At 36.3% G+C, this 21,479-nt stretch carries 20 protein-coding genes; 6 read left to right on the plus strand and 14 right to left on the minus strand.

All coding sequences use genetic code 11. The features are described 5' to 3' along the window. Nucleotides 1-9 precede the first annotated feature (9 nt). From C1634_RS19100 to C1634_RS19125, 6 genes are all read left to right on the plus strand, one after another. Nucleotides 10-831, plus strand: coding sequence for an alpha/beta fold hydrolase (locus C1634_RS19100; protein WP_109738961.1), 822 nt, complete (start codon nucleotides 10-12; stop codon nucleotides 829-831). Nucleotides 832-1,054: 223 nt separating this feature from the next. Beyond that, nucleotides 1,055-1,252, plus strand: a complete 198-nt coding sequence (gene rpmI / locus C1634_RS19105; RefSeq protein ID WP_002979658.1) for a 50S ribosomal protein L35 — start codon at nucleotides 1,055-1,057, stop codon at nucleotides 1,250-1,252. Between the two features lie 118 nt (nucleotides 1,253-1,370). Next, the gene (gene rplT / locus C1634_RS19110; protein WP_103233532.1) at nucleotides 1,371-1,715 is read left to right on the plus strand and encodes a 50S ribosomal protein L20; all 345 of its coding nucleotides are present in this window, start codon (nucleotides 1,371-1,373) and stop codon (nucleotides 1,713-1,715) included. Nucleotides 1,716-2,164: 449 nt separating this feature from the next. Continuing rightward, nucleotides 2,165-3,346 carry a M28 family peptidase gene (locus C1634_RS19115; RefSeq protein ID WP_103233531.1) on the plus strand — a complete coding sequence of 394 codons (1,182 nt, stop codon included), beginning with the start codon at nucleotides 2,165-2,167 and terminating at the stop codon, nucleotides 3,344-3,346. A gap of 64 nt (nucleotides 3,347-3,410) precedes the next feature. Then, on the plus strand, nucleotides 3,411-4,586 hold the full coding sequence (locus tag C1634_RS19120; RefSeq protein ID WP_109738962.1) for a M28 family peptidase: 1,176 nt from the start codon (nucleotides 3,411-3,413) through the stop codon (nucleotides 4,584-4,586). Between the two features lie 210 nt (nucleotides 4,587-4,796). Then, the gene (locus C1634_RS19125) at nucleotides 4,797-5,960 is read left to right on the plus strand and encodes a M28 family peptidase (RefSeq protein WP_103233529.1); all 1,164 of its coding nucleotides are present in this window, start codon (nucleotides 4,797-4,799) and stop codon (nucleotides 5,958-5,960) included. A gap of 73 nt (nucleotides 5,961-6,033) precedes the next feature. Here C1634_RS19125 and C1634_RS19130 read toward each other — a convergent pair whose 3' ends face one another. The 14 genes from C1634_RS19130 to C1634_RS19195 all read right to left on the minus strand — a co-directional run bounded on the left by C1634_RS19130 (nucleotide 6,034) and on the right by C1634_RS19195 (nucleotide 21,452). Continuing rightward, nucleotides 6,034-8,157 carry a TonB-dependent receptor gene (locus C1634_RS19130; RefSeq protein ID WP_109738963.1) on the minus strand — a complete coding sequence of 708 codons (2,124 nt, stop codon included), beginning with the start codon at nucleotides 8,155-8,157 and terminating at the stop codon, nucleotides 6,034-6,036. A 422-nt stretch (nucleotides 8,158-8,579) separates the two neighbouring features. Beyond that, nucleotides 8,580-9,167: a bifunctional phosphoribosyl-AMP cyclohydrolase/phosphoribosyl-ATP diphosphatase HisIE gene (hisIE, locus tag C1634_RS19135; RefSeq protein ID WP_103231323.1), complete on the minus strand. Its 588-nt coding sequence runs from the start codon at nucleotides 9,165-9,167 to the stop codon at nucleotides 8,580-8,582. After that, complete coding sequence (hisF, locus tag C1634_RS19140) at nucleotides 9,164-9,916, minus strand: imidazole glycerol phosphate synthase subunit HisF (protein WP_103231324.1); 753 nt, start codon at nucleotides 9,914-9,916, stop codon at nucleotides 9,164-9,166. Before hisF ends, hisIE begins: the two co-directional genes overlap by 4 nt. Continuing rightward, nucleotides 9,909-10,631 (minus strand): 1-(5-phosphoribosyl)-5-[(5-phosphoribosylamino)methylideneamino]imidazole-4-carboxamide isomerase, encoded by a 723-nt coding sequence (hisA, locus tag C1634_RS19145; protein ID WP_109739011.1) that lies wholly within the window; start codon nucleotides 10,629-10,631, stop codon nucleotides 9,909-9,911. Before hisA ends, hisF begins: the two co-directional genes overlap by 8 nt. A gap of 2 nt (nucleotides 10,632-10,633) precedes the next feature. Next, the gene (gene hisH / locus C1634_RS19150; protein WP_103234151.1) at nucleotides 10,634-11,212 is read right to left on the minus strand and encodes an imidazole glycerol phosphate synthase subunit HisH; all 579 of its coding nucleotides are present in this window, start codon (nucleotides 11,210-11,212) and stop codon (nucleotides 10,634-10,636) included. Between the two features lie 2 nt (nucleotides 11,213-11,214). Continuing rightward, on the minus strand, nucleotides 11,215-12,309 hold the full coding sequence (gene hisB, locus C1634_RS19155; protein WP_103234152.1) for a bifunctional histidinol-phosphatase/imidazoleglycerol-phosphate dehydratase HisB: 1,095 nt from the start codon (nucleotides 12,307-12,309) through the stop codon (nucleotides 11,215-11,217). Nucleotides 12,310-12,487: 178 nt separating this feature from the next. Continuing rightward, nucleotides 12,488-13,513, minus strand: a complete 1,026-nt coding sequence (hisC, locus tag C1634_RS19160; protein ID WP_103234153.1) for a histidinol-phosphate transaminase — start codon at nucleotides 13,511-13,513, stop codon at nucleotides 12,488-12,490. Nucleotides 13,514-13,971: 458 nt separating this feature from the next. After that, nucleotides 13,972-15,246 (minus strand): histidinol dehydrogenase, encoded by a 1,275-nt coding sequence (gene hisD, locus C1634_RS19165; RefSeq protein ID WP_109739012.1) that lies wholly within the window; start codon nucleotides 15,244-15,246, stop codon nucleotides 13,972-13,974. A gap of 282 nt (nucleotides 15,247-15,528) precedes the next feature. Continuing rightward, on the minus strand, nucleotides 15,529-16,386 hold the full coding sequence (hisG, locus tag C1634_RS19170; protein ID WP_103235541.1) for an ATP phosphoribosyltransferase: 858 nt from the start codon (nucleotides 16,384-16,386) through the stop codon (nucleotides 15,529-15,531). Nucleotides 16,387-16,633: 247 nt separating this feature from the next. Further along, nucleotides 16,634-17,731 (minus strand): glycosyltransferase family 4 protein, encoded by a 1,098-nt coding sequence (locus C1634_RS19175; protein WP_103235540.1) that lies wholly within the window; start codon nucleotides 17,729-17,731, stop codon nucleotides 16,634-16,636. Beyond that, the gene (locus C1634_RS19180; RefSeq protein WP_109738964.1) at nucleotides 17,728-18,504 is read right to left on the minus strand and encodes a polysaccharide deacetylase family protein; all 777 of its coding nucleotides are present in this window, start codon (nucleotides 18,502-18,504) and stop codon (nucleotides 17,728-17,730) included. Before C1634_RS19180 ends, C1634_RS19175 begins: the two co-directional genes overlap by 4 nt. A 1-nt stretch (nucleotide 18,505) precedes the next feature. Further along, entirely contained in the window at nucleotides 18,506-19,435 is a 930-nt protein-coding gene (locus C1634_RS19185; protein ID WP_103235320.1) for a glycosyltransferase family 2 protein, read from the minus strand. 5 nt (nucleotides 19,436-19,440) lie between these two features. Then, entirely contained in the window at nucleotides 19,441-20,610 is a 1,170-nt protein-coding gene (locus C1634_RS19190) for a glycosyltransferase family 87 protein (protein WP_103235321.1), read from the minus strand. A gap of 29 nt (nucleotides 20,611-20,639) precedes the next feature. Continuing rightward, complete coding sequence (locus C1634_RS19195; protein ID WP_077417676.1) at nucleotides 20,640-21,452, minus strand: 2,3,4,5-tetrahydropyridine-2,6-dicarboxylate N-succinyltransferase; 813 nt, start codon at nucleotides 21,450-21,452, stop codon at nucleotides 20,640-20,642. Between the last annotated feature and the right edge of the window lie 27 nt (nucleotides 21,453-21,479).

Below are 21,479 nucleotides of genomic sequence, written 5' to 3' on the forward strand. Positions count from 1 at the left end.
AAAGAAACAATGAGCACACTTACATTAAAAGACGGAACAGAAATTTATTACAAAGATTGGGGAAAAGGACAAACGATTTTCTTCCATCACGGATGGCCGCTATCAAGTGACGACTGGGATGCACAGATGTTCTTTTTCTTAGAAAAGGGATACAGAGTAATTGCTCATGACAGAAGAGGACACGGAAGATCTGAACAAACTCCTTACGGACATGATATGGATACTTATGCTTCTGACGTAGCAGAAATAGTTGCCGCATTGGATCTAAAAGATGTCATCCATGTAGGACATTCTACAGGAGGTGGTGAAGTCATCCGATATGTAGCAAAACACGGTAACGGAAGAGTTTCAAAAGCCGTTCTGATAAGTGCAGTTACTCCTATTATGGTTCAGAATGAGAATAATCCGAATGGAGTTCCTATTTTGGTTTTTGATGATATCCGAAATAATACAGCTAATCACAGACAACAATTCTTCATTGATATTACCTTCCCTTTTTACGGTTACAACAGAGAAGGGGCCAATATTTCTGAAGGAATCCAGAGAAACTGGTGGAGACAGGGAATGAGCGGTTCTATTAAAGCGCATTATGACTGTGTCAAAGCTTTTTCTGAAACAGACTTCACGGAGGATCTTAAAAGCGTAGAGGTACCGGTGCTTGTTATGCATGGTGAAGATGATCAGATAGTCCCTTTTGAAACAACGGGTAAAGTAGCCGCTACCCTTCTTAAAAACGGAAAGCTTATCTCGTATCCTGGTTTCCCACACGGTATGCCGACAACGGAAGCTGAAACGATCAACAAAGATCTTTTAGAATTCTTCAAATCATAGTTTTAAAAGACGAAGTTAAATAGCTTATTATTATAAAAAGGCAAACCCGTATTGATACAGGTTTGCCTTTTAAATTTCATGATAAGAATCCCTCTACAGATACAGATTAAAATTTACTTTCACGTGTCACATTTTTTTCGTAATTTTGCAAACTATTATTCCTAATGTCCTTAGGGGTAACCAATACAGATATTGATAACAAAAACAATAAAAAAGCAAAACAATGCCAAAATTAAAAACGAAATCAGGTGCTAAAAAGCGTTTTGCTCTTACTGGTTCTGGTAAGATCAAAAGAAAAAATGCTTACAAAAGCCACATCTTAACTAAGAAAGAAACTAAGCAGAAGAGAAATCTTACTACTACTTCTTACGTAGCTAAAGTGGACGAAAAAAGCGTTCAACGTCAATTAGCAATTAAGTAGTTTTTATAAATCTATATTCGGTTTATAAGAATTCAAACAAATTCAACACTTTAACCCTGAAACGGTGCCACTAAGAGCAATATATATTGCCGCCCTTTTCAAAAAAACAATTTAAATTATGCCAAGATCAGTAAATGCCGTAGCTTCAAGAGCTCGCAGAAAGAAAATTTTTAAGCACGCTAAAGGTTATTTCGGAAGAAGAAAGAACGTTTGGACTGTAGCTAAAAACGCGGTAGAAAAAGCAATGCAATATGCTTACCGTGGTAGAAAAGAGAAAAAGAGAAATTTCAGAGCACTTTGGATCACTCGTATCAACGCGGGAGCTAGAGAGCACGGAATGTCTTACTCTCAATTTATGGGAACTCTTAAGAAGAACAACATCGAACTAAACAGAAAAGTTTTAGCAGATTTAGCAATGAATCACCCTGAAGCTTTCAAAGCTGTTGTAGATCAAGTAAAATAATGTAGAATAGATTTTGTTATCAATATAAGTCCCGGGTTCGCCCGGGATTTTTTGTTTTTATACTTCTGCTCTACGCGATAAGATATATCATAAGACGGGTAGTAAGATTCAACTGCTTTCTTAGACCGATGTCTACTCGACAAGCTCTTTAATTTTTATTTCAAAACCTGTTTTCAGTCAATATATTTTTATATGAATTGACATATCATCAAATGAAAATTTCATATTAAAGATTAAATCACCAAACATTTAACACAATACTAACGAAACTAAAGAAAAAAATAAATAAAAACCCAGTATTAAATGAATGAAAATCTAACATTCTAACAAACTGTATAAAATGATATATTATTATTAAAAAAACAATTGAAATCACACGAATGAGTACAATCATCAATAATAAATGATGATTTATTGCTATATTAGCAATCTCTAAAGAAAGTATCAAAATGAAAAAAGTTGCAGCTTTTTTGTTAACATCAATTGCATTGCAAGCCATTGATGCCCAAAGCTTTATTCAGGTTTATAAAGACCGGGCGAATATGGTCACTCAAACCAATATCAATACAAACCTTCAGGAATTTGCCGGGTTTGGAATAAAAAAAACAGGTACAACGGCCAATAACAACGCTTTGGACTGGATTAAAAACAAATATCTTTCTTATGGATATACGGCAAGTGATTTTTCTGAAGATACCTTCACCTACGGAAGTAATACATCAAAAAACCTGATTATTACCAAAACCGGAACTTTGTATCCCAACAAATATGTCATTATCTGCGGGCATTACGATACCATTGTAGGGCCTGGAGTGAGTGATAATGGCAGTGGAACTTCTATTATCATGGAAGCAGCAAGAATTTTGAAAGATGTTCCAACAGAATATTCTATCAAGTTTATTCATTTCTCAGGAGAAGAACAAGGTCTTGTAGGAAGTAATCATTATGTGAATAATGTTGCTTATCAAGGAGGCAACCGTGTTCTGGATATCAAACTTGTTTTAAATATTGACCAGGTAGGAGGCCTGATAGGAAATAACAACAATACCATCAACTGTGAAAGAGATGAAGGCGGAGTATCTTCCAACAATGCAATATCCAATACGATGACACAGGAACTGATGACCTGTACTACCCTTTACTCTCCTCTTCAGACCAATCTATCTCATGCTTACAGCTCAGATTATATGCCTTTTGAAGCTAAAGGATATACCATTACCGGATTTTATGAAACTATCGAAAGTAATAATCAACATACGGTAAGTGATACCTATGCAAACCTTGATCCTGTGTATATTTTTAATGTAGGGAAAGCTACTGTAGGTGCATTACAGCATTTTGCCGTTGCCACAACAACCAATAATCTTTTAAGCACTCATGAAAGCGCTGTGCAAAAATCAGCAGAAGCCATCAGAATTTATCCAAATCCTGCTAAAGATCTTATCACAGTGGAATTTCAACAAAAAGTAAAACAATTCAAAGTTGAGATTAATGATATGGTAGGAAACATGGTTTTACAAGTTGAAAATCAGGAAAAAATAAATACTTCCGGCTTAAAAAATGGAGTGTATACCATTCTGATTAAGACTGATAAAGGAAATACATCAAAAAAAATAATCATTAACAAATAATGCCGGACCGGAAATGCTGATTTAAGCTTACTTTCATCAGTATATTACACATTACGATTAAAGAATGAAGAAAATCACTACATTTTTACTGGCTTCTCTCGCTATTCAAAGTATTGGAGCTCAAAGTTTTATTCAGGCTTATCAGGACAGGGCGAATATGGTAACTCAGACCAATATTACAACGTACCTTCAGGAATTTGCCAATTTAGGAGTAAAGACTACCGGGTCACCGGCTAATGCCAATGCGCTGACATGGCTTAAAAACAAATATACCTCCTATGGATATTCAGCCAGCCAGATGGTAGAGGATCCTTTTACTTCCGGAAGCTATACTTCTAAAAATCTGGTGATTACAAAGACAGGAACTGTATATCCTAATAAATACATAATCATCTGTGGACATTTCGATAGCATTACTGGATTGGGAATCAATGATAACGGAAGTGGAACTTCTATTATTCTTGAAGCAGCCAGGATTCTGAAAGATGTACCAACGGAATATTCTATAAAATTCATTCATTTTTCCGGGGAAGAGCAAGGGCTTCTCGGCAGCAGCCATTATGCAAATACTGTAGCGTATCAGGGAAGTAACCGTGTTTTGGATATCAAACTGGTCTTTAATCTGGATCAGGTAGGCGGTGTGATGGGAAATAATAACAATACCGTTTATTGTGATCAGGATCTTGGAGGGCTTACCTCAAACAATGCTGCTTCTGCGGTAGTGACGCAGGAATTAAGAAACTGTACCGCACTCTACTCTCCTCTTCAGACGGCTGTAGACCCTGCTGAAGCTACAGATTATATCCCATTTGAGCAGAAAGGAGAAGTAATCACAGGCTACTTTGAAAGAATCAGGAGCAGCTATCCGCATACTGTGAATGATACTTTTGCCAATACAGATCCTGTGTACATTTACAATATAGGAAAGGCAGCTGTAGGCACTTTACAGCATTTTGCCGTTGCTACCGGAACATTGGGAACCCATGAAGCTGTTTTGAAAAACACATTGGAAACCGTAAAAATTTATCCTAATCCCGTAAAAGACATCATCAATATTGAACTTCCTGATTCTGGGATTAAGAATTTTACATTTGAAATTACTGACTTTCAGGGGCGGTCTATTTTCAAGAGAACCAACGAAACAAAAATCAATGCTTCAGGACTGGAAAATGGCACTTATCTCGGTATTTTAAAAGTCGGAGATCAAACGGTAGTAAGAAAAGTGATGATTGAAAGATAAATTCAGATTACTATAAAATCTTATTATATACATAACCTTTGAAGTAATTCAGAGGTTATATTTTTTTTGCCAGTATTGATATTGAGACATTTACAATACATCTATGTTTATTGATATGACATTCATAATAAAATTCATTTTATTTTATTAACATTAAACACTTCGTTGTGATTTATTTACTACATTCGTGTTACCAAAATAATATTATATATGAAAAAATTCGCAACACTTGTATGCACTGCAGTGATGATGCAGGGTATTTCAGCTCAAAGTTTTATTCAAGCCTATAAAAACAGGGCTGATATGGTTACTCAGGCTAATATCACGGCCAACTTACAGGAATTTAGTAATCTGGGAGTAAAAACTACGGGTTCGCAGGCTAATGTCAATACCATGAACTGGATTAAAAACAAGTACCTTTCTTATGGGTATACGGCCACTCAGATAGAAGAAAGCCCTTTTACTTTCGGGAGCACCAGCTCTAAAAATCTAATCATCACTAAAACAGGAACTCTTTATCCCAACAAGTATGTTATTATTTGCGGGCATTTTGACACCATTACGGGTCCTGGTGTAAACGATAATGGCAGCGGAACTTCTATTATTCTTGAAGCAGCAAGGATTCTGAAAAGTGTTCCGACTGAATATTCTATAAAATTCATTCACTTTTCCGGCGAAGAGCAGGGATTGAGAGGAAGCAGTCACTATGTCAATAATGTGGTATATCAGGGAGGGGTCCGCAAATTGGATATCAAACTGGTCATCAACCTGGACCAGGTAGGCGGTGTGAAAGGAAATAACAACAACACGGTGTATTGTGATGAAGATCAGGGAGGTCTTTCCAGCAACAATGCTGCTTCTGCAGCGGTAACGCAACAACTGAGAAACTGTACAGCACTCTACTCTCCTCTTCAGACGGCTGTAGATCCGGCAGCCGATACCGATTATATCCCTTTTGAACAGAAAGGTGAAGTGATTACCGGTTTTTTTGAAAGAATAAGAAGTAATTATCCACATACCTCCAAAGATACTTTTACCAATATGGATCCTGTGTATGTGTATAATATTGGAAGGGCTACTGTAGGTGCATTACAGCATTTTGCAGCAGCTTCTACAACACTACCTGTAGCTAAGAATTCATTAGAGGCTGTAAAGATCTATCCTAATCCCGCTAACAATGTTATTAACATTGAATTACCGGATTCTAAAGAAAGTAATTTCAGTTTTGAAATCAGCAATTCTATGGGAAGAACAATGCTTAAAGTGAATAATGAAAGAAAGGTTGATGTTTCCGGTCTTCAAAACGGAGTCTATATCGGAGTTTTGAAAGTAGGTGATCAGACGCTTGTTAAAAATATAATGATTGAAAGATAAAAAATCATTTCACTGAAAAAATACAGCCCTTTTCTATTGCAAAAAGGGCTGGTTTTTATAAAAAGGATTCAGATTAATAATTAAAATTAAGAGAAACCGTATAATATCTTCCGTTTCCTCGTACATATTCTGCATCCCTTGCAGTATACATCGAGGTTGGTGTGAAATAAGAGTTGTTGAATACATTCTCTATTCCAAGTCCTATGGTCAGGAGTTTATTCAGTTTATAGCTTCCCTGAACATTGAAAAGATTAAAGCTTTTCACCGGTCCTTCTCCTTCATCATACTTTCCTGAAGCTGCGGGCTCAAACTTATCTCTTTTAAATGAGTACATATGATAAACTCCTAATTGTAATTTCTGAGCCTTATCATTCCATTTGACAAAAGAATTCAACCTTGCGGGCGCAATTCTCAAACCACTTAAATATTTTTCGTAGCTGTTGTCATTTTTCACATCTACTTTTCCTTCCTGGTAAGTATAATTGGTTCCGATAGTTACTCCCTGTGTTGGATAGATATTCACTGACAATTCAACTCCGTTGATGTACTGAGGAGCCCTAAGCGGAGTCCAGAAACCATTGACAGAAACGAGATCAGCACCAAGTTTGGAGTAATTATAAAAATAACTGGCCGAAAAATCTACATATTGCCCGATTTTACTGTTGAAACCGATTTCATAATTGTCAATGACTACAGGATCAGTATTAATTTCACTTAAGACATTGCTTTTAGCATCTCTAAGGACACGACCCAAGTCATAGATATTAAACCCTCGTGAATAAGAGGTGAAAGGCTGGAAGAAATCAAACGCCACATAGCTCACACCTACATTATAAGAGAGATTTGAATAATTCAATCTTCCTCCCTCTACATTAAATGGAACATCTTTGTTCGATGGTAAAGTAGTATAATCCGGAACTTTTACCGACATTTTATCCCATCGGACTCCTGCCTTTACTGTCAAATCATCGGTAAGGAATAATTTCCCCTGTACAAAAGGTGCTGCAGCCAGCATATTCATTTCAGGAACCCACATTCTCCCGTCTACCAAAGGCTGACTTGTTTTTTCATTTAAAAGATCCAGACCATACGTCAATGAACCTTTTAATCCTTTATCTTTTCCAAACTCCGTATTGAAATCTGCTCTGAAACCGTATTTTTTCTCTAAAATGGCTGACTGTCCTCCTGTTTTCCATCTCGGCGCATTTCTGTAGTCATAAATGGTATAGAAATCCTGGAAATACAAGGTTGTGTTGAGGCTTGTGTTACGGAAAATATTCTTATTGATATATTTAAGATACCCGTTGTGATTATATCTTGTTCCTTCTTTCACCCCTTCTCTATCTCCTAATTTTCCGGTAGAAGGTTGTTCTCCGTATTTCCCGAGATCCAAAATATACTTGGAATCCTGCAGACTGGAATAGTAATTATACATCACTTCCAGCCTGTTGTTGTTATTAATATCATAGCCTATTTTCGCAAAAATATTATTGACCGCAGTTTCTCCTAATCCGTATCGTGGATTCTGAACCAATCCGTCACCGTCTATTTTTACTCCATTCTGAGTCAAAGTACCATTCACAAGATAATCGAACTTCCCTGCTTTTCCAAAGAAACTTTGTGAAACCCTGTACCCTGCGCCACCATCTGATTTGAACATTTTATTATTAAACAAATCATGACTTGTAAATCCTAAGACGGTTCTTCCTGAAAAAGTTTTACCGGAAGTACTTTTTTGCGTAATATAATTTATGATCCCTCCTTCTGCGCCATTCCCATAAATGGAAGTTGCTCCTTTTACGACTTCAATTCGTTCTAAAACAGAAGGATCAATGCTTCTGATTTCTCTGTCATTGTTACGCAAGGGGCTGGATTGCGGAATTCCATCAATCATGATCAGAACGTTTCTTCCTCTTAATGTCTGTCCTCTGTTGCTCACCAGATTATTTCCAAACGCTAATCCTGGTACTTTGTAGGCAAGAATATTACTGAGATCTGCAGAGATCAATGATTGCTCTGCAATTTCTTTTTTGCTGATAATATTGACGGTAGAAGCTGTTTTCTTTACAATTTCCGGAGATCTTGATGCGGTAACAATCACTTCATCAAGCCTGTTCTGTTCTAATGAATCTTTTTTCTGGGCAGCTGCTTGAGAAAATGCTACAAGGCTCCCTATCAAAAAAATAGATTTATTCATACTTAAGTGTTATTTAGAATAATTAAAAACAAAAGTACGATTTTTAGCAGCTTTCGAAATTTGGGTGTTTTAACAGCTAGCTTTACGATATAGTTTTAAATGCAATCCTCAAGCCTATTTAAATAAAATAATAAACCAAGATCCGGAATGAACTTTATTTTATAAACATCAACTGATAATCGTCATGTATAAAAGCTCTCTACAATATATCTGATTTCATAATTTTTTTCTGTTTTAACGAAAAAGAGCTGTCTCAAAAATGTCATTCTGAACACAGACTGAAAGTTTGCGAACGTAGTTCAGAAATGCAGTGAAGAATCTCATACATCTGGTTATCAATAAGATTCTTCCTTCGTCAGAAATCGAAGATTCGACATAGTCAATGACAAAAGTCAAATAATTTGACTTTTGAGACAGCCCCTTTACTTATCTCTATTTTTAAGAATTTCTTCAATTTCTTCCAGCGAAAATCCTTTGGCTTTCAATAAGATCAGAAAGTGATACAGCAGATCTGCAGCTTCATTTTTGAAGAGTTCCTCATTATTATCTTTAGCTTCTATAACCAACTCTACGGCTTCCTCACCTACTTTTTGAGCCATTTTATTGATTCCTCTTTGGTAGAGTGCGTAGGTATAAGAATCTTCGACCTTACCATCTATTCTCTGGGCTATTTTATCTTCCAGTTCATATAGAAATCCTTTGGCGTTCTTTTCTCCAAAACAGCTGAAACTTCCTGTATGGCAGACTACATTTTTAGGAACAGCTTTGATTAATATTGTGTCCTGATCGCAGTCTATATCAATACTTTTTATCGTTAAAAAATTACCCGATTCCTCACCTTTTGTCCAGAGTCTGTTTTTGGAACGGCTGAAAAAAGTAACGATTCCTTCTTCTTTTGTTTTTTCAAAAGCTTCTTCATTCATATAGCCCAACATCAAAACCTGTAAGGTTCTGCTGTCCTGAATAACCACAGGAACAAGCCCATTATCTTTATTAAAATCTATGTTCATCGTACTTCTATTTTTTGAGTTTTTAATTGATTTTTTAAATCCTGAATTCCTATTTCATTAAAATGGAATACACTGGCTGCTAATGCTCCTGTAGCTTTTGTTTCATTAAATACTTGAACAAAGTCATCAACCGTTCCCGCACCACCTGAAGCGATCACAGGAATACTGACTGCCTCTGAAACCAGCTTCGTGATACGAAGTTCAAAACCGTTTTTTGTGCCATCGCCATCCATAGAAGTCAACAGAATTTCTCCTGCTCCCCGAGATGCAGCTTCTTTTGCCCATTCTACCGTAAGAAGTTCCGTAGCTTCTCTTCCTCCTTTGATATGAACCAGATCAATATCACCAATCTGTTTTGTATCAATAGCCACCACCACACACTGACTTCCAAATTCTTTAGCCAAATCAGAAATAAGTACCGGATTTTTTACCGCTGAGGAATTGATGCTGATCTTATCAGCACCCGCTTCCAAGAGCTTTCTAACATCTTTTACAGACGAAATTCCACCTCCCACAGTAAAAGGAATACTAAGTTCTTTTGCGATATCTTTTACCAGTTCTACAAAGGTTTTTCTATCCTCAATAGTCGCGGTAATATCCAGGAAAACAAGTTCATCAGCACCTTCCTTCTCGTATTTTTTGGCGAGTTCTACAGGATCTCCTGCATTTTTAAGATCTTCAAAATTGACTCCTTTCACCGTACATCCATCTTTAATATCCAGACATGGAATAATTCTTTTCTTAAGCATTTTCAATAAAGTTTTGAAGTTGTTGTAAGCTTATTTTCCCCTCATAAATCGCTTTTCCGATGATTGTCCCCGTACATCCGATATCTTTCATTTTATAGACATCAGCAATCCCCGAAATCCCTCCACTTGCTACCAACTGAACCGATGTTTTATATAAAATTTCAATATAAAGCCCTGTTGACGGACCTTCCAGCATACCATCTTTTGCAATATCAGTACATATGGTGGTTTGTATTCCTTTTTCCTGATACTGAAGAATAAAATCAATGATGTCATGATCACTTTCTTCCAGCCAGCCTGAAGTTTTAATCTTCCGGTTTTCACAGTCTGCTCCTAAAATAATTTTCTCAGGACCATATTTTTGCATCATTTCGAAACAGAATTCAGGATTCTGAACCGCAATACTTCCTAAAGTGATCTGTTTTGCCCCCGCATTAAAGGCTGTTTCAATATCCTGCTGCGTTTTTAGGCCTCCTCCAAAGTCGATATGCAATGAAGTCCCTCCGGCAATATTTTCCAGAACCTTTTGATTAACAACATGCTTTGATTTCGCCCCGTCAAGATCTACCAAATGAAGAAACTGAATGCCGAAACTTTCAAACTCTTTCGCCACTTCTACAGGGTCTTCATTGTATATTTTCTTTGTGCTGTAATCTCCTTTTGATAAACGGACACATTTACCGTCGATAATATCAATAGCCGGAATTATTTTCATCATTATAAATTTATAAAGTTGCTAACTATTTGATTTCCCACCATTCCTGATTTTTCAGGGTGAAACTGTACCGCATAGAAATTATCTTTCTGCAAAGAAGCACTGAACGGCAGGATATAATCGCAAACAGAAGTTGTAAAGTCCGAAAGCTCACAATAATAGCTGTGAACAAAATAAACATCACTGTTCTTATCCATTCCTGAAAACAATGCCGAAGACTGCCCTGAAAGTGTATTCCAGCCCATATGCGGAACAATATCCTTTGCTGGAAACTTTCTGACATTGATATCAAAAATTCCCATTCCTTCAGTATCTCCTTCTTCATTTCCCTTACACATCAGCTGCATACCCAGACATATTCCTAAAACCGGTTGTTTAAGGCTCGGAATAAGAAGATCAAGTTCTCTTTCCTTCAACAGTTTCATGGTGGATGAAGCTTCTCCTACGCCCGGAAAGATTACTTTATCGGCTTTTAAAATCTGCTCGGGATCATCGGTGATCACAGAATCAACTTTCAGCCTGTTGAGGGCATTCTGAACAGAGTTTACATTTCCTCCGTTGTATTTTATTATAGCGATCATATTTATAAACTTCCTTTTGTAGAAGGCAGGCTGTAATTGGTATCCGATTGGTTTACCGCCATTTTGACGGCTTTTGCAAATGCTTTAAAGATAGATTCAATTTTGTGGTGTTCATTATCACCTTCTGCTTTGATATTCAGATTGGATTTTGAGGCATCGGTAAAAGATTTAAAGAAGTGAAAAAACATTTCCGTAGGTACATCTCCTATCTTTTCTCTTTTAAACGGAGCATCCCAAACCAGCCAGGGTCTTCCACCGAAATCAATAGCCACCTGAGAGAGACAGTCATCCATCGGAAGCAGGAAACCATATCTTTCGATTCCTTTTTTCTTTCCTAAGGCTTTTACAATGGCTTCTCCCAGCACAATTCCCGTATCTTCTATCGTATGGTGTTCATCTACAGCAAGATCTCCATTTACTTTGATCGTAAGATCCATATTTCCGTGTCTGGCGATCTGATCCAGCATATGATCAAAAAAGTGAAGTCCGGTTGAGATATCTGATTTTCCGTTTCCGTCAAGATTGACTTCAATTTCTATATTAGTCTCATTGGTCTTTCGGGACACTTTTGCTTTCCTCATTCCTGATTTTAAAAACTGATAAATGTCTGACCATTTTGTCGTAGACAGCTCAGCTTCCTCATTGAAGTTTTGATTAAGGTAAATAGCTTTACAATTCATATTTTTAGCTAGTTGAATATCAGTACTTCGATCACCAATTACATAGGAATTTTCCAGATCATAGTTGCCGTAGATGTATTTTCCAAGCATTCCGATTCCTGGTTTCCGGGTAGGGAGATTTTCGGATTCAAAGCTTTTATCAATTAAAATATCACTAAAAATGATCCCTTCATTTTCAAATGCCTGCAACATTTTCGCATGAGGTTTAATGAAATTTTCTTCAGGAAAACTTTCCGTTCCCAACCCATCCTGATTGGTTACCATCACCAATTCATAATCCAACTCATTGGCTATTTTTGAAAGGTTTTGAAAAACACCCGGATAAAACTCAAGCTTTTCCAGAGAATCTACCTGAAAATCTGTAGGCGGTTCAATAATGAGTGTTCCGTCACGGTCTATAAAGAGTACTTTTTTCATATGTTTTTTTCTGTTTTTTTTTAACCATTAAGCTTTTTTAAGTGATTAAGAAGTATTAAGAGCATAGCTAAAGCTATTAATTGAGATACATTTTTAATAATTCATCTTTGATAAGCCTTAATTTTTCTTATTATCTTCCTTTTCCTTAATGGTTTATATTTTAGCAAGTGATTTTTATTTATATTCCTTTTAAAAGACTGATCAGCTTTTCATTTTCCTCACGATTTCCCACATTAATCCTGATGCATCCGGGAATAGCAGGATCTCTTCGGCTGGTTAAAATCTCTTCTTCAAGCATTTTTCCATATACTGCATCCACGTTGTCCATTCTGATCAGAAAGAAGTTCGCATCTGTGGAGAATACTTTAGCAATGCATCCAATTTCGCTAAATTGTTCCTCCAGCCATGTTCTTTCCTCCAGAATATTATTTACATTGTCCTGAAGTCTGTTTTCTTCATCCAACGTCTTTAAAATCAGTTCCTGGCTCAGTACATTCACGTTATAAGGTGCTTTTACCGTATTGATAAGACTGATGATCTCTTCCGATGCGTAAGCCATACCTACTCGTGCTCCGGCAATTCCCCATGCTTTAGAAAAGGTTTGCAATACGATCAAATTGGAATACTGCTCTAAAAGCTCCAGACTCGATTTTTTCCCGGAAAATTCGATATACGCTTCATCTACCACTACAATTCCGTTGAAATTCTGAAGATAAAATTCAATATCATCAATACTGTTTCCGGTAGGGTTATTGGGAGAACATAAAAAGAAAATTTTAAGAGAAGGATCTTCTGAAACCTTTAAAAAATTATTTTTGATAATCTCAAAGTTTTCATCAAGATCCAGCTTCAACACTTTATTCTCATTGATTGTCGCATAAAAACCATACATCGCAAAGGAAGGATTCATCATCAGAATGGCATCTTTTTTAGGTTCACAGAAAATTTTAATGATAAGGTCTATCAACTCGTCACTTCCGTTTCCTATGGCAATCTGTGAAGGTGAAAGGTTTTTAAGCCCCGCAAGCCTGCTTTTAAGTTTTTTCTGGGTAGAATCCGGGTAGCGGTTGCACTCCCCAAAAGGACTTTCATTGGCATCCAGCATAACGGGAGCATTGAATTCATTGTGATCCCTGAAACTGATGTAGGGCTGTAATTGTAATATATTTTCTCGTACTAAAGTTTTGATACTGTTATTTTTCATTGTATTGCTTTTCGTTTTAAAATTGATTATCAAACGATTATTTAATATAAAATTGTTTTTAAACCATTAAGATGAGTTGAGCTATTAAGAATAATAAAGAAGATATATTTAAATCTTTATTGGGCAATGAGCTGAATTCAAATGTATTTGAATCTTAACTCTACTTAAAAGCTTCGTTTTCTTAATGGTTCTCTTTTTGGATCAACGCAAAGGCGCAAAGTTTTTTCATCTTATGTTTTTTAGGCGCAGGAAAATCTAAGATTTTCAGCAAGTGATGGGTCATTATTTCTCTCGCAGATTTCACAAATTTTTATGAATTTTTCACACATATCAGATTCATTTACAAAATCTTATACAAATAAAGATATTTGATATTCAATTTTATTGGAGATAAAATCCTTGCGTCTTAAAACGTTACCCTATTATACTTTTTGCGTCTTTGCGCTTTCCAACCTTCATTATTTTAATCTTATCGACACCGCATTTTTGTGGGCAAACAGACCTTCTGCTTCTGCCATGAGTTCTATTGTTTTTCCTAAATTCTGAAGACCTTCTTTTGAAAGCTGCTGGAACGTTATTTTCTTCACAAAACTATCCAGTGAAACTCCGCTATAGTTCTTCGCATATGCGTTGGTAGGAAGCGTATGATTGGTTCCGCTGGCATAGTCTCCGGCACTCTCACAGGAGTAATTTCCAAGAAAAACAGAGCCTGCATTCTGAACCTCCGGAATATACTTTTCAAAATCATTGATCGCCAAAATAAGGTGTTCCGGAGCATAAAGATTATTAAATTCAAGAGCCTCTTCCAGAGAATTCACCAAAATAAAAGAACTATTTCCCAAAGCCTGCTCAGCAAATTCATTTCTGGGTAAGTCTTTGACCTGCTGCCCAACAGCTTCTACTGTCTCTTCAAATACTTTAAGGTCTGTCGTAATAAAAACAACCTGACTGTCACTGCCATGTTCTGCCTGGGAAAGAAGATCTGCAGCACAAAATTCAGGAACGGCTTGCTCATCCGCTATGACAAGAACTTCACTCGGACCAGCAGGCATATCGATAGCTACTCCATAACGCTGTGCATATTCTTTAGCAGCTACGACAAACTGATTTCCCGGACCAAAAATTTTATAAACTGCAGGAATGCTTTCCGTTCCCAAAGTCATTGCAGCCACAGCCTGTGCTCCTCCTGTTTTAAAGATTTCCGAAACTCCGCAAAGTTTTGCAGCATACAGGATCGCAGGATTGATATTTCCGTTTTTATCTGGTGGTGTACACAGTATAATCTCTTTACATCCCGCCAGGTTTGCAGGAACAGCAAGCATCAACACTGTAGAAAACAAAGGAGCCGTTCCTCCGGGAATATAAATTCCGACTCTTTCTACAGCCCTGTTTTCACGCCAGCAAACCACCCCTTTCGTTGTTTCAATTTTCTGAACCTCTTGTTTTTGTGAAGTGTGAAACTTTGAAATATTTTCTTTCGCTTGTTGAATGGCTTGTTTCAATTCATCTTTAATCTGTTTTTCTGCTTCCTGAATTTCAGCATCAGAAACTTTTAGGTTCTCAGTTTCTGCTTTATCAAATTTTTTGTTGAATTCTATTAAAGCTTTATCTCCATTTTTTTCAACTTCTGCGAATATTTCTGTAATCAGACCTGAAATTTCTTTCTGTTCCAAAACAGGACGTTTTACCAAATCTTTCCAGGTGTCTTTTGTTGGATATCTGTATATTTTCATTGTATTCTTTTTAATTTTTTGAATCATTAAGCTATTTTTTGATAAACGCAAAGGCGCAATTTTTTTGAATATTATATTTTTTAAGGCGCAAGGATTTTATCTTCGATAAAATTGAATAATGTATACTTAAATACACAGAATCATATTTATATCTTGCTGAAAATCTTAGATTTTCTTGCGCCTTAAAACAGTATTAACTTCATTTTTATTGCGCCTTTGCGTTCTCCAACATCAATTATTCTTAATCTCTTCACTACCTTAATGGTTAATTATTATCAATTTTTAAATAACCATTTTATCAATGGGGATGATTAGGATATCCTGCGCACCATTGTCTTTCAGTTCGTCAATGACTTCCCAGAAACGCTCTTCATCAATCACGGAATGAATGCTGCTCCATCCTTCTTCTGCCAGCGGAATGACAGTAGGGCTTTTCAAAACCGGAAGAACTTCAGCTACTTTCTGGATTTTTTCGTTGGGAACATTCATCAGAATATATTTTGAATTTTTTGCTTTTAAAACAGCTTTGATCCTGAATACCAATTTTTCAAGAATAGCTTCTTTTTCAGGGGATAATTGTGGCGTTTGAGCTAAAACAGCCTCGGATTTCAATAGAGTAACCGTTTCTCTTAATCCGTTTTTGAATAAGGTACTTCCGGAGCTGACAATATCACATATTCCATCTGCAAGACCAATATTAGGCGCAATTTCTACAGAACCTGAAATCACGTGAATGTCTGAAACAATTCCTTTTTTTTCTAAAAAGTTTTTGAGGGTATTGGGATAAGAAGTGGCAATTTTTTTCCCTTGAAAGTAAGAGATTTCATCAGTTTCCACCTCTTTTGGAACCGCCAATGAAACACGGCATTTTGAAAAACCAAGTTTCTGGATTGTTCTGATATTTCTGCCTTTCTCAACCAGGAGATTTTCGCCTAGAATAGCAACATCTACAACCCCATCTTCCAGGTATTGCGGGATGTCTGAATTCCGAAGGTACATGATTTCCATCGGAAAGTTATCTACTGAAACTTTGAGCTGGTCTTTTCCGTTGTTGACAAAGATTCCACAGTCTTTGAGAAGCTGTAGGGATTCTTCGTAAAGCCGGCCGCTTTTTTGGATTGCAATTTTTAATTTACTCATTTTGCCTTTTTGGGTCTGAGTAAATAAAAACTGATCTATTGAGATTTCTGAGGAGAATTCAGGAAACAAAAAAACCGTCTATTTACTCAGACGGTTTTTAATTATTTTTGATTTTAGCATACACATATATCAATCAATTCCGCCTAACAGAGATGATGATAATAATGATGTAATGCTAAAAAAATTGGTTTCATTGTATTGAATTGTGATGCAAATGTAGGATTTATTTTTAAAATGCAAAGTTTTTTCAGAGAATTTTTTGATAAAAATTCATTAGCTCTTTTGCAATGGGTTCGTCATTAAACTTCTGAACAAACTCAAAACCCTTTTCCTCACGGCGTTTTCTCTCGGATTCATTTTCCCAGAGAAATTGTATTTTGGCACGGATATCAAGATCGTTATCGGGATTGACATAAACAGAGTCTTTTCCTCCTGCTTCCGGAAGGCAGCTTGTATTGCTTGTCACCACTACAGTTTTAGAGAAAAGTGCCTCAATGACAGGGATTCCGAAGCCTTCAAAGAAGCTTGGATACACAAAAATATCTGTCAGTTTATAGAGACAAGCCAGCTCATCCATAGAAACACCTTCCAGAAAAAGCACCTGCTTTTCCATCTTGTTCTTTTTAAGGAAGTTTTCTATTTTCTGATAATATTTGGTCTTCCTTCCCACCACTACGAGAGGAATTCCGGTACCGTTGATTGCTTTTACAACATTCAGAAGGTTTTTACGCTCTTCAATGGTTCCTACGTTGAGAATAAATCTCTCGGGAAGTTTATATTTGTCTTTTGCAGCCTGCATCAGTCCTACCGACTGTTGTTCTTTAAAAGCCTGATGACACCCTTGGTAAATAACGTCAATCTTAGCCTCAGGAACCTTTAAATACTGAATAATATCTCTTTTGGTCTGTTCTGAAATAGCAATAATTTGATCTGCCATGTCAGCCGCTTTTTTAAATTTCCAGAAATGGATTCTCCTGTCAAAAAAAGAGTAATACTGAGGATATCTTACAAAGATCAGATCATGAATAGTAACCACTTTTTTAATAGGTTTTGGATCCCATTTTAAAGGAAGTTCACCGGATAAACCATGGAAAATGTCCGCACCTTGTTTCTGGGCATCTTTACCCATTTTCAACTGGCGTGAAAAGTTTCCTTTTGAGGTTTCAATAAACTGAACATTCGGGCGCTCAAGGATATCTTTTCCCCGCTCCGATTTGTTTTTGTTGAGCAACAGATATTCATTATCCGGTTCATACTCGGAAAGTATTCTTACAAGGTCTCTTGAGTAATTTCCAAGACCTGAAGTGTTGTGGAAAAACCGTTTTGCATCAAAAGCAATCTTCATCGTTGTATCTGTTTTTGAAATTCCTGAAATGTACCGAATCTATGTCCTTTTTCTTTCAGCCAGCCTACAAATGAATCAAATCTTTCTACCATCTCTTTCCCGGAATTTTTCACAGTAAATCCAGGAAGTTTAAATGCTTCGTCCTTAATTTCTGCAAATTCCCATGGATGGAAATAAATATTGAGATAATTGTCTTTTTTCAAGGTATCTGAAGCCAGTTTTTTGTAGAAAGACAACGGAAAGTTGTGAAAACTTAACCAAAACAAAGGAATTCTAAAGTTAGGCGAAACTGAGGCCGGAACCTGAGTAACATTTCCTTCTTTGAAATAAGTTCTTGAAACTTTTAAGTTGTTATATCTTCCTGGTAAAAACGTAGGATTGATCGATGAATTGTATGAATACCCTGCCCTTTCCACTTCTTTTTCATCTACAGGCATCATTCTCGGCATCCTTAATCCGGTTACTTTTGTGGAAAATAATTCTTCCAGTTTTTCTCTTGATTCCTTCAGATGCTTGTCTTCAAATTCTGAATGAAACCAGGTATGAGAAGCCAATTCATGACCTTCATTTAATAACCTTTCGATAAGGTGTCTGCTGTTTTCTGCAAAAACTACTGTGGAAAAGAAAGTAGCCTTGGCATTATGTTTTTTAAGGATATTGAGAATTCTCTCTAATCCTGTTTGTGAAATTGAAATCTGCTTTTCAAAGGGAATTTCACCCTTATATTCTAATGGCATATCAAATTCTTCAATGTCAAAACTCAATAAAACCATTCTAAAAATTTTTGTTTTTAATAATATAATTAGGTCTGTCTTTCACCTGTTTAAATATTTTACCTAAATAAATTCCCATGATCCCTAAGATAATGAGCTGAAGTCCACCAAAGAAAACAATGGTCATAATCAATGATGCCCAACCTGAGATCTCAGTTTTCACAATAAATGAATGAATGACATAGGCTCCATATCCCACCACTGAAAGTGCTGAAAATAAAAATCCAAGATATGCCGCAAGATAAAGAGGTTTCACACTGAAAGCGGTGATTCCCGTAAAGGCGAAAGTAAACATCTTTTTAAGGTTATAACTGCTTTGCCCTGAGAGTCTTTCTGCTGCAGTAAAGTCAATTCCGGTTTGTTTGAAACCCATCCAACTCGTTAATCCTCTGAGGAACAGATCGTCTTCATTAAAATTTCTCATGACTTCAACAGCTCTTGCATCCAACAGTCTGAAATCTGAACCGCCTCCTTTTGTTAAATTAACATCTGACATGCTTGATAAAAGCTTGTAAAATAAGTCTGATGTTTTTCTTTTAAAAAAAGAAATCTCCTTGGGATAAGTTCTATAAGTAAAAACTACGTCATTGCCTTCTTCCCATTTCTGAATCATTTCCGGAATAAGCTCCGGCGGATGCTGAAGGTCTCCATCCATAGAAATGACTGCATTTCCAAAGGCATTGTCCATACCTGCTTTCACTGCGGGCTGGTGGCCAAAATTGCGGGAAAATTCGATGAATTTCACTTCATCATATTGGTTGGAAAGTTCTTCTAATTTCTGTTGCGTACTGTCTCTACTGCCATCATTGACAAATATGATTTCAAAGTCATAGCTGCTTAAACCCTCAAAAACTTCTTTAATTTTCTGATGGATCATCGCAACATTTCCTTCTTCGTTATAGGCGGGAATTACAATTGAAATTTTCTTCATATGTATTAATTCAGGCTGTAATTTTTCTCAAAATCTTTAGTCAAAAGTTCATAAGTTACTCTCAACCAGATCACAATACAAGGTACGGCTTTTAATGAATATTTGATGATATAGTTTTCTTTTACAAATTTCGGGAATAGATCCGACGTTGAAAAACAAGTGAAAATAATGACAAAAACAAGCAATCCTATAATCAACGGTGTTCTTTCTTTCTGAAGGAAAAACCATATCAGTACTCCTACAACAGCAATAATATATGTTGGAGATTCTGAACTGGAACTGAACAATACTAAAAACAGTAATGTAGAGGCCAGGATCATCAATTGGAAAGCATAGTGTTTGTATTGCTTAATTCTGATATAAGGTAAAGCAAAAAGCGGTAATCCACCTGCTAAAAACACGAGGTTGGAAATGGATGCATCTCCTAAAACTCTTCTTACAAAGCCCATCAGCGAGATGTCCTGCATGTTTCCTAATACCTGATTTTCACTGTTCTTTTCTACAATAGACTGAAACCAGTCCGAGTAACACTGAATCACAAACTGTGGGCTTGAATAGGCCATTGGCAGTACGAAAAACAGAACTGCAATGGCAACTCCTGAAAGAATAAATTTGGTTTTATTTTTAATGAAGAAAAATTGTGTCAATCCTACAATTCCGTAGATTTTTACAAATATTCCGATTAAAATTGCAGTTACAGACTTTACTTCTTTTCTTTCATAAATGTATACTGCAGATAAGAGTAAAAGTCCTGTCAGTGCTACATTGAACTGCAAACTTAAAGCTGCAGTAATGTATTCCTGAAGGCAAAGCAGTCCGAAAATCGCTTTTTTACTATCTGAAAACGGAAGTTTATAGACCCCGTAGATAAAGATAAAAGTATTGGCTATATTCCAAAATGAGATTCCCAGCCAGTCCGGCATCATAGCGAACGGGGCAATCAATACACTGAAAAATATACCATAATGGTTTAGATCAAAATATAGATCAGGATAATGGATAAATAAGTTTTTCTGATGAATGGTATTAAAGAATACATTTTTAAAAATCAGATAATTATTGATCGCATAATCTCCTCTCAGATATTTGGAAATTGCTGTAACAACCGATATAATAAGATAAACCCCAAATATATATTTAGGGTTTAAAAGTATTTTAAGAAATTTTTCTTTCAAGATTGTAGTATTAGCTTAGAATGTTAATCTTAAACAGCTACATTATTCTCTCTCAATGCATCATTCAGAGATGTTTTCTTATCTGTAGATTCCTTTCTCTGACCGATGATCAATGCACATGGAACCTGATATTCTCCAGCAGGATACTGTTTTGTATAGCTTCCAGGGATTACTACAGAACGTGCAGGAACTCTTCCTTTGATTTCAATAGGAGTATCTCCTGTAACATCGATAATTTTTGTAGAAGCTGTCAATACTACGTTTGCACCCAATACTGCTTCTTTTTCTACGTGAACTCCTTCTACAACGATACATCTTGAACCGATAAAGCAATCATCTTCAATGATTACCGGAGCAGCCTGTAATGGTTCCAATACTCCACCGATCCCTACACCACCACTCAGGTGAACATTTTTACCGATCTGTGCACAGCTTCCTACTGTAGCCCAAGTATCAACCATCGTTCCTGAATCTACGTAAGCACCAATGTTTACATAAGATGGCATTAAAATAACTCCCGGAGCAATGTAAGCTCCTTCTCTCGCCACTGCATGTGGTACAACTCTCACCCCTTTTTCAGCATAGTTTCTTTTCAAAGGCATTTTATCATGAAATTCAAACGGACCTACTTCAATAGTTTCCATTTTCTGAATCGGAAAATACATTACTACAGCTTTCTTCACCCATTCATTTACCTGCCATCCATTTTCTGTAGGTTCTGCAGTACGAAGTTCACCTTTATCAACTAAAGAAATAACCTCTCTGATCGCCTTTTGGCTGTCTTCATTCTGCAATAATTCTCTGTTGTCCCAGATATTTTCAATAGTTTGTTGTAACGACATGTTTCTTATTTAAATTAGTTTGAAAAA

Origin of the sequence: Chryseobacterium viscerum, from assembly GCF_002899945.2 — a bacterium.
GTDB lineage: Bacteria > Bacteroidota > Bacteroidia > Flavobacteriales > Weeksellaceae > Chryseobacterium > Chryseobacterium viscerum.

Excerpts from the sequence above, each read along its gene's own strand:
- C1634_RS19100 (WP_109738961.1), top strand. The coding sequence starts at position 10 with ATGAGCACACTTACATTAAAAGACGGAACAGAAATTTATTACAAAGAT.
- rpmI (WP_002979658.1), top strand. The coding sequence starts at position 1,055 with ATGCCAAAATTAAAAACGAAATCAGGTGCTAAAAAGCGTTTTGCTCTT.
- rplT (WP_103233532.1), top strand. The coding sequence starts at position 1,371 with ATGCCAAGATCAGTAAATGCCGTAGCTTCAAGAGCTCGCAGAAAGAAA.
- C1634_RS19115 (WP_103233531.1), top strand. The coding sequence starts at position 2,165 with ATGAAAAAAGTTGCAGCTTTTTTGTTAACATCAATTGCATTGCAAGCC.
- C1634_RS19120 (WP_109738962.1), top strand. The coding sequence starts at position 3,411 with ATGAAGAAAATCACTACATTTTTACTGGCTTCTCTCGCTATTCAAAGT.
- C1634_RS19125 (WP_103233529.1), top strand. The coding sequence starts at position 4,797 with ATGAAAAAATTCGCAACACTTGTATGCACTGCAGTGATGATGCAGGGT.
- C1634_RS19130 (WP_109738963.1), bottom strand. The coding sequence starts at position 8,157 with ATGAATAAATCTATTTTTTTGATAGGGAGCCTTGTAGCATTTTCTCAA.
- hisIE (WP_103231323.1), bottom strand. The coding sequence starts at position 9,167 with ATGAACATAGATTTTAATAAAGATAATGGGCTTGTTCCTGTGGTTATT.
- hisF (WP_103231324.1), bottom strand. The coding sequence starts at position 9,916 with ATGCTTAAGAAAAGAATTATTCCATGTCTGGATATTAAAGATGGATGT.
- hisA (WP_109739011.1), bottom strand. The coding sequence starts at position 10,631 with ATGAAAATAATTCCGGCTATTGATATTATCGACGGTAAATGTGTCCGT.
- hisH (WP_103234151.1), bottom strand. The coding sequence starts at position 11,212 with ATGATCGCTATAATAAAATACAACGGAGGAAATGTAAACTCTGTTCAG.
- hisB (WP_103234152.1), bottom strand. The coding sequence starts at position 12,309 with ATGAAAAAAGTACTCTTTATAGACCGTGACGGAACACTCATTATTGAA.
- hisC (WP_103234153.1), bottom strand. The coding sequence starts at position 13,513 with ATGAAAAATAACAGTATCAAAACTTTAGTACGAGAAAATATATTACAA.
- hisD (WP_109739012.1), bottom strand. The coding sequence starts at position 15,246 with ATGAAAATATACAGATATCCAACAAAAGACACCTGGAAAGATTTGGTA.
- hisG (WP_103235541.1), bottom strand. The coding sequence starts at position 16,386 with ATGAGTAAATTAAAAATTGCAATCCAAAAAAGCGGCCGGCTTTACGAA.
- C1634_RS19175 (WP_103235540.1), bottom strand. The coding sequence starts at position 17,731 with ATGAAGATTGCTTTTGATGCAAAACGGTTTTTCCACAACACTTCAGGT.
- C1634_RS19180 (WP_109738964.1), bottom strand. The coding sequence starts at position 18,504 with ATGGTTTTATTGAGTTTTGACATTGAAGAATTTGATATGCCATTAGAA.
- C1634_RS19185 (WP_103235320.1), bottom strand. The coding sequence starts at position 19,435 with ATGAAGAAAATTTCAATTGTAATTCCCGCCTATAACGAAGAAGGAAAT.
- C1634_RS19195 (WP_077417676.1), bottom strand. The coding sequence starts at position 21,452 with ATGTCGTTACAACAAACTATTGAAAATATCTGGGACAACAGAGAATTA.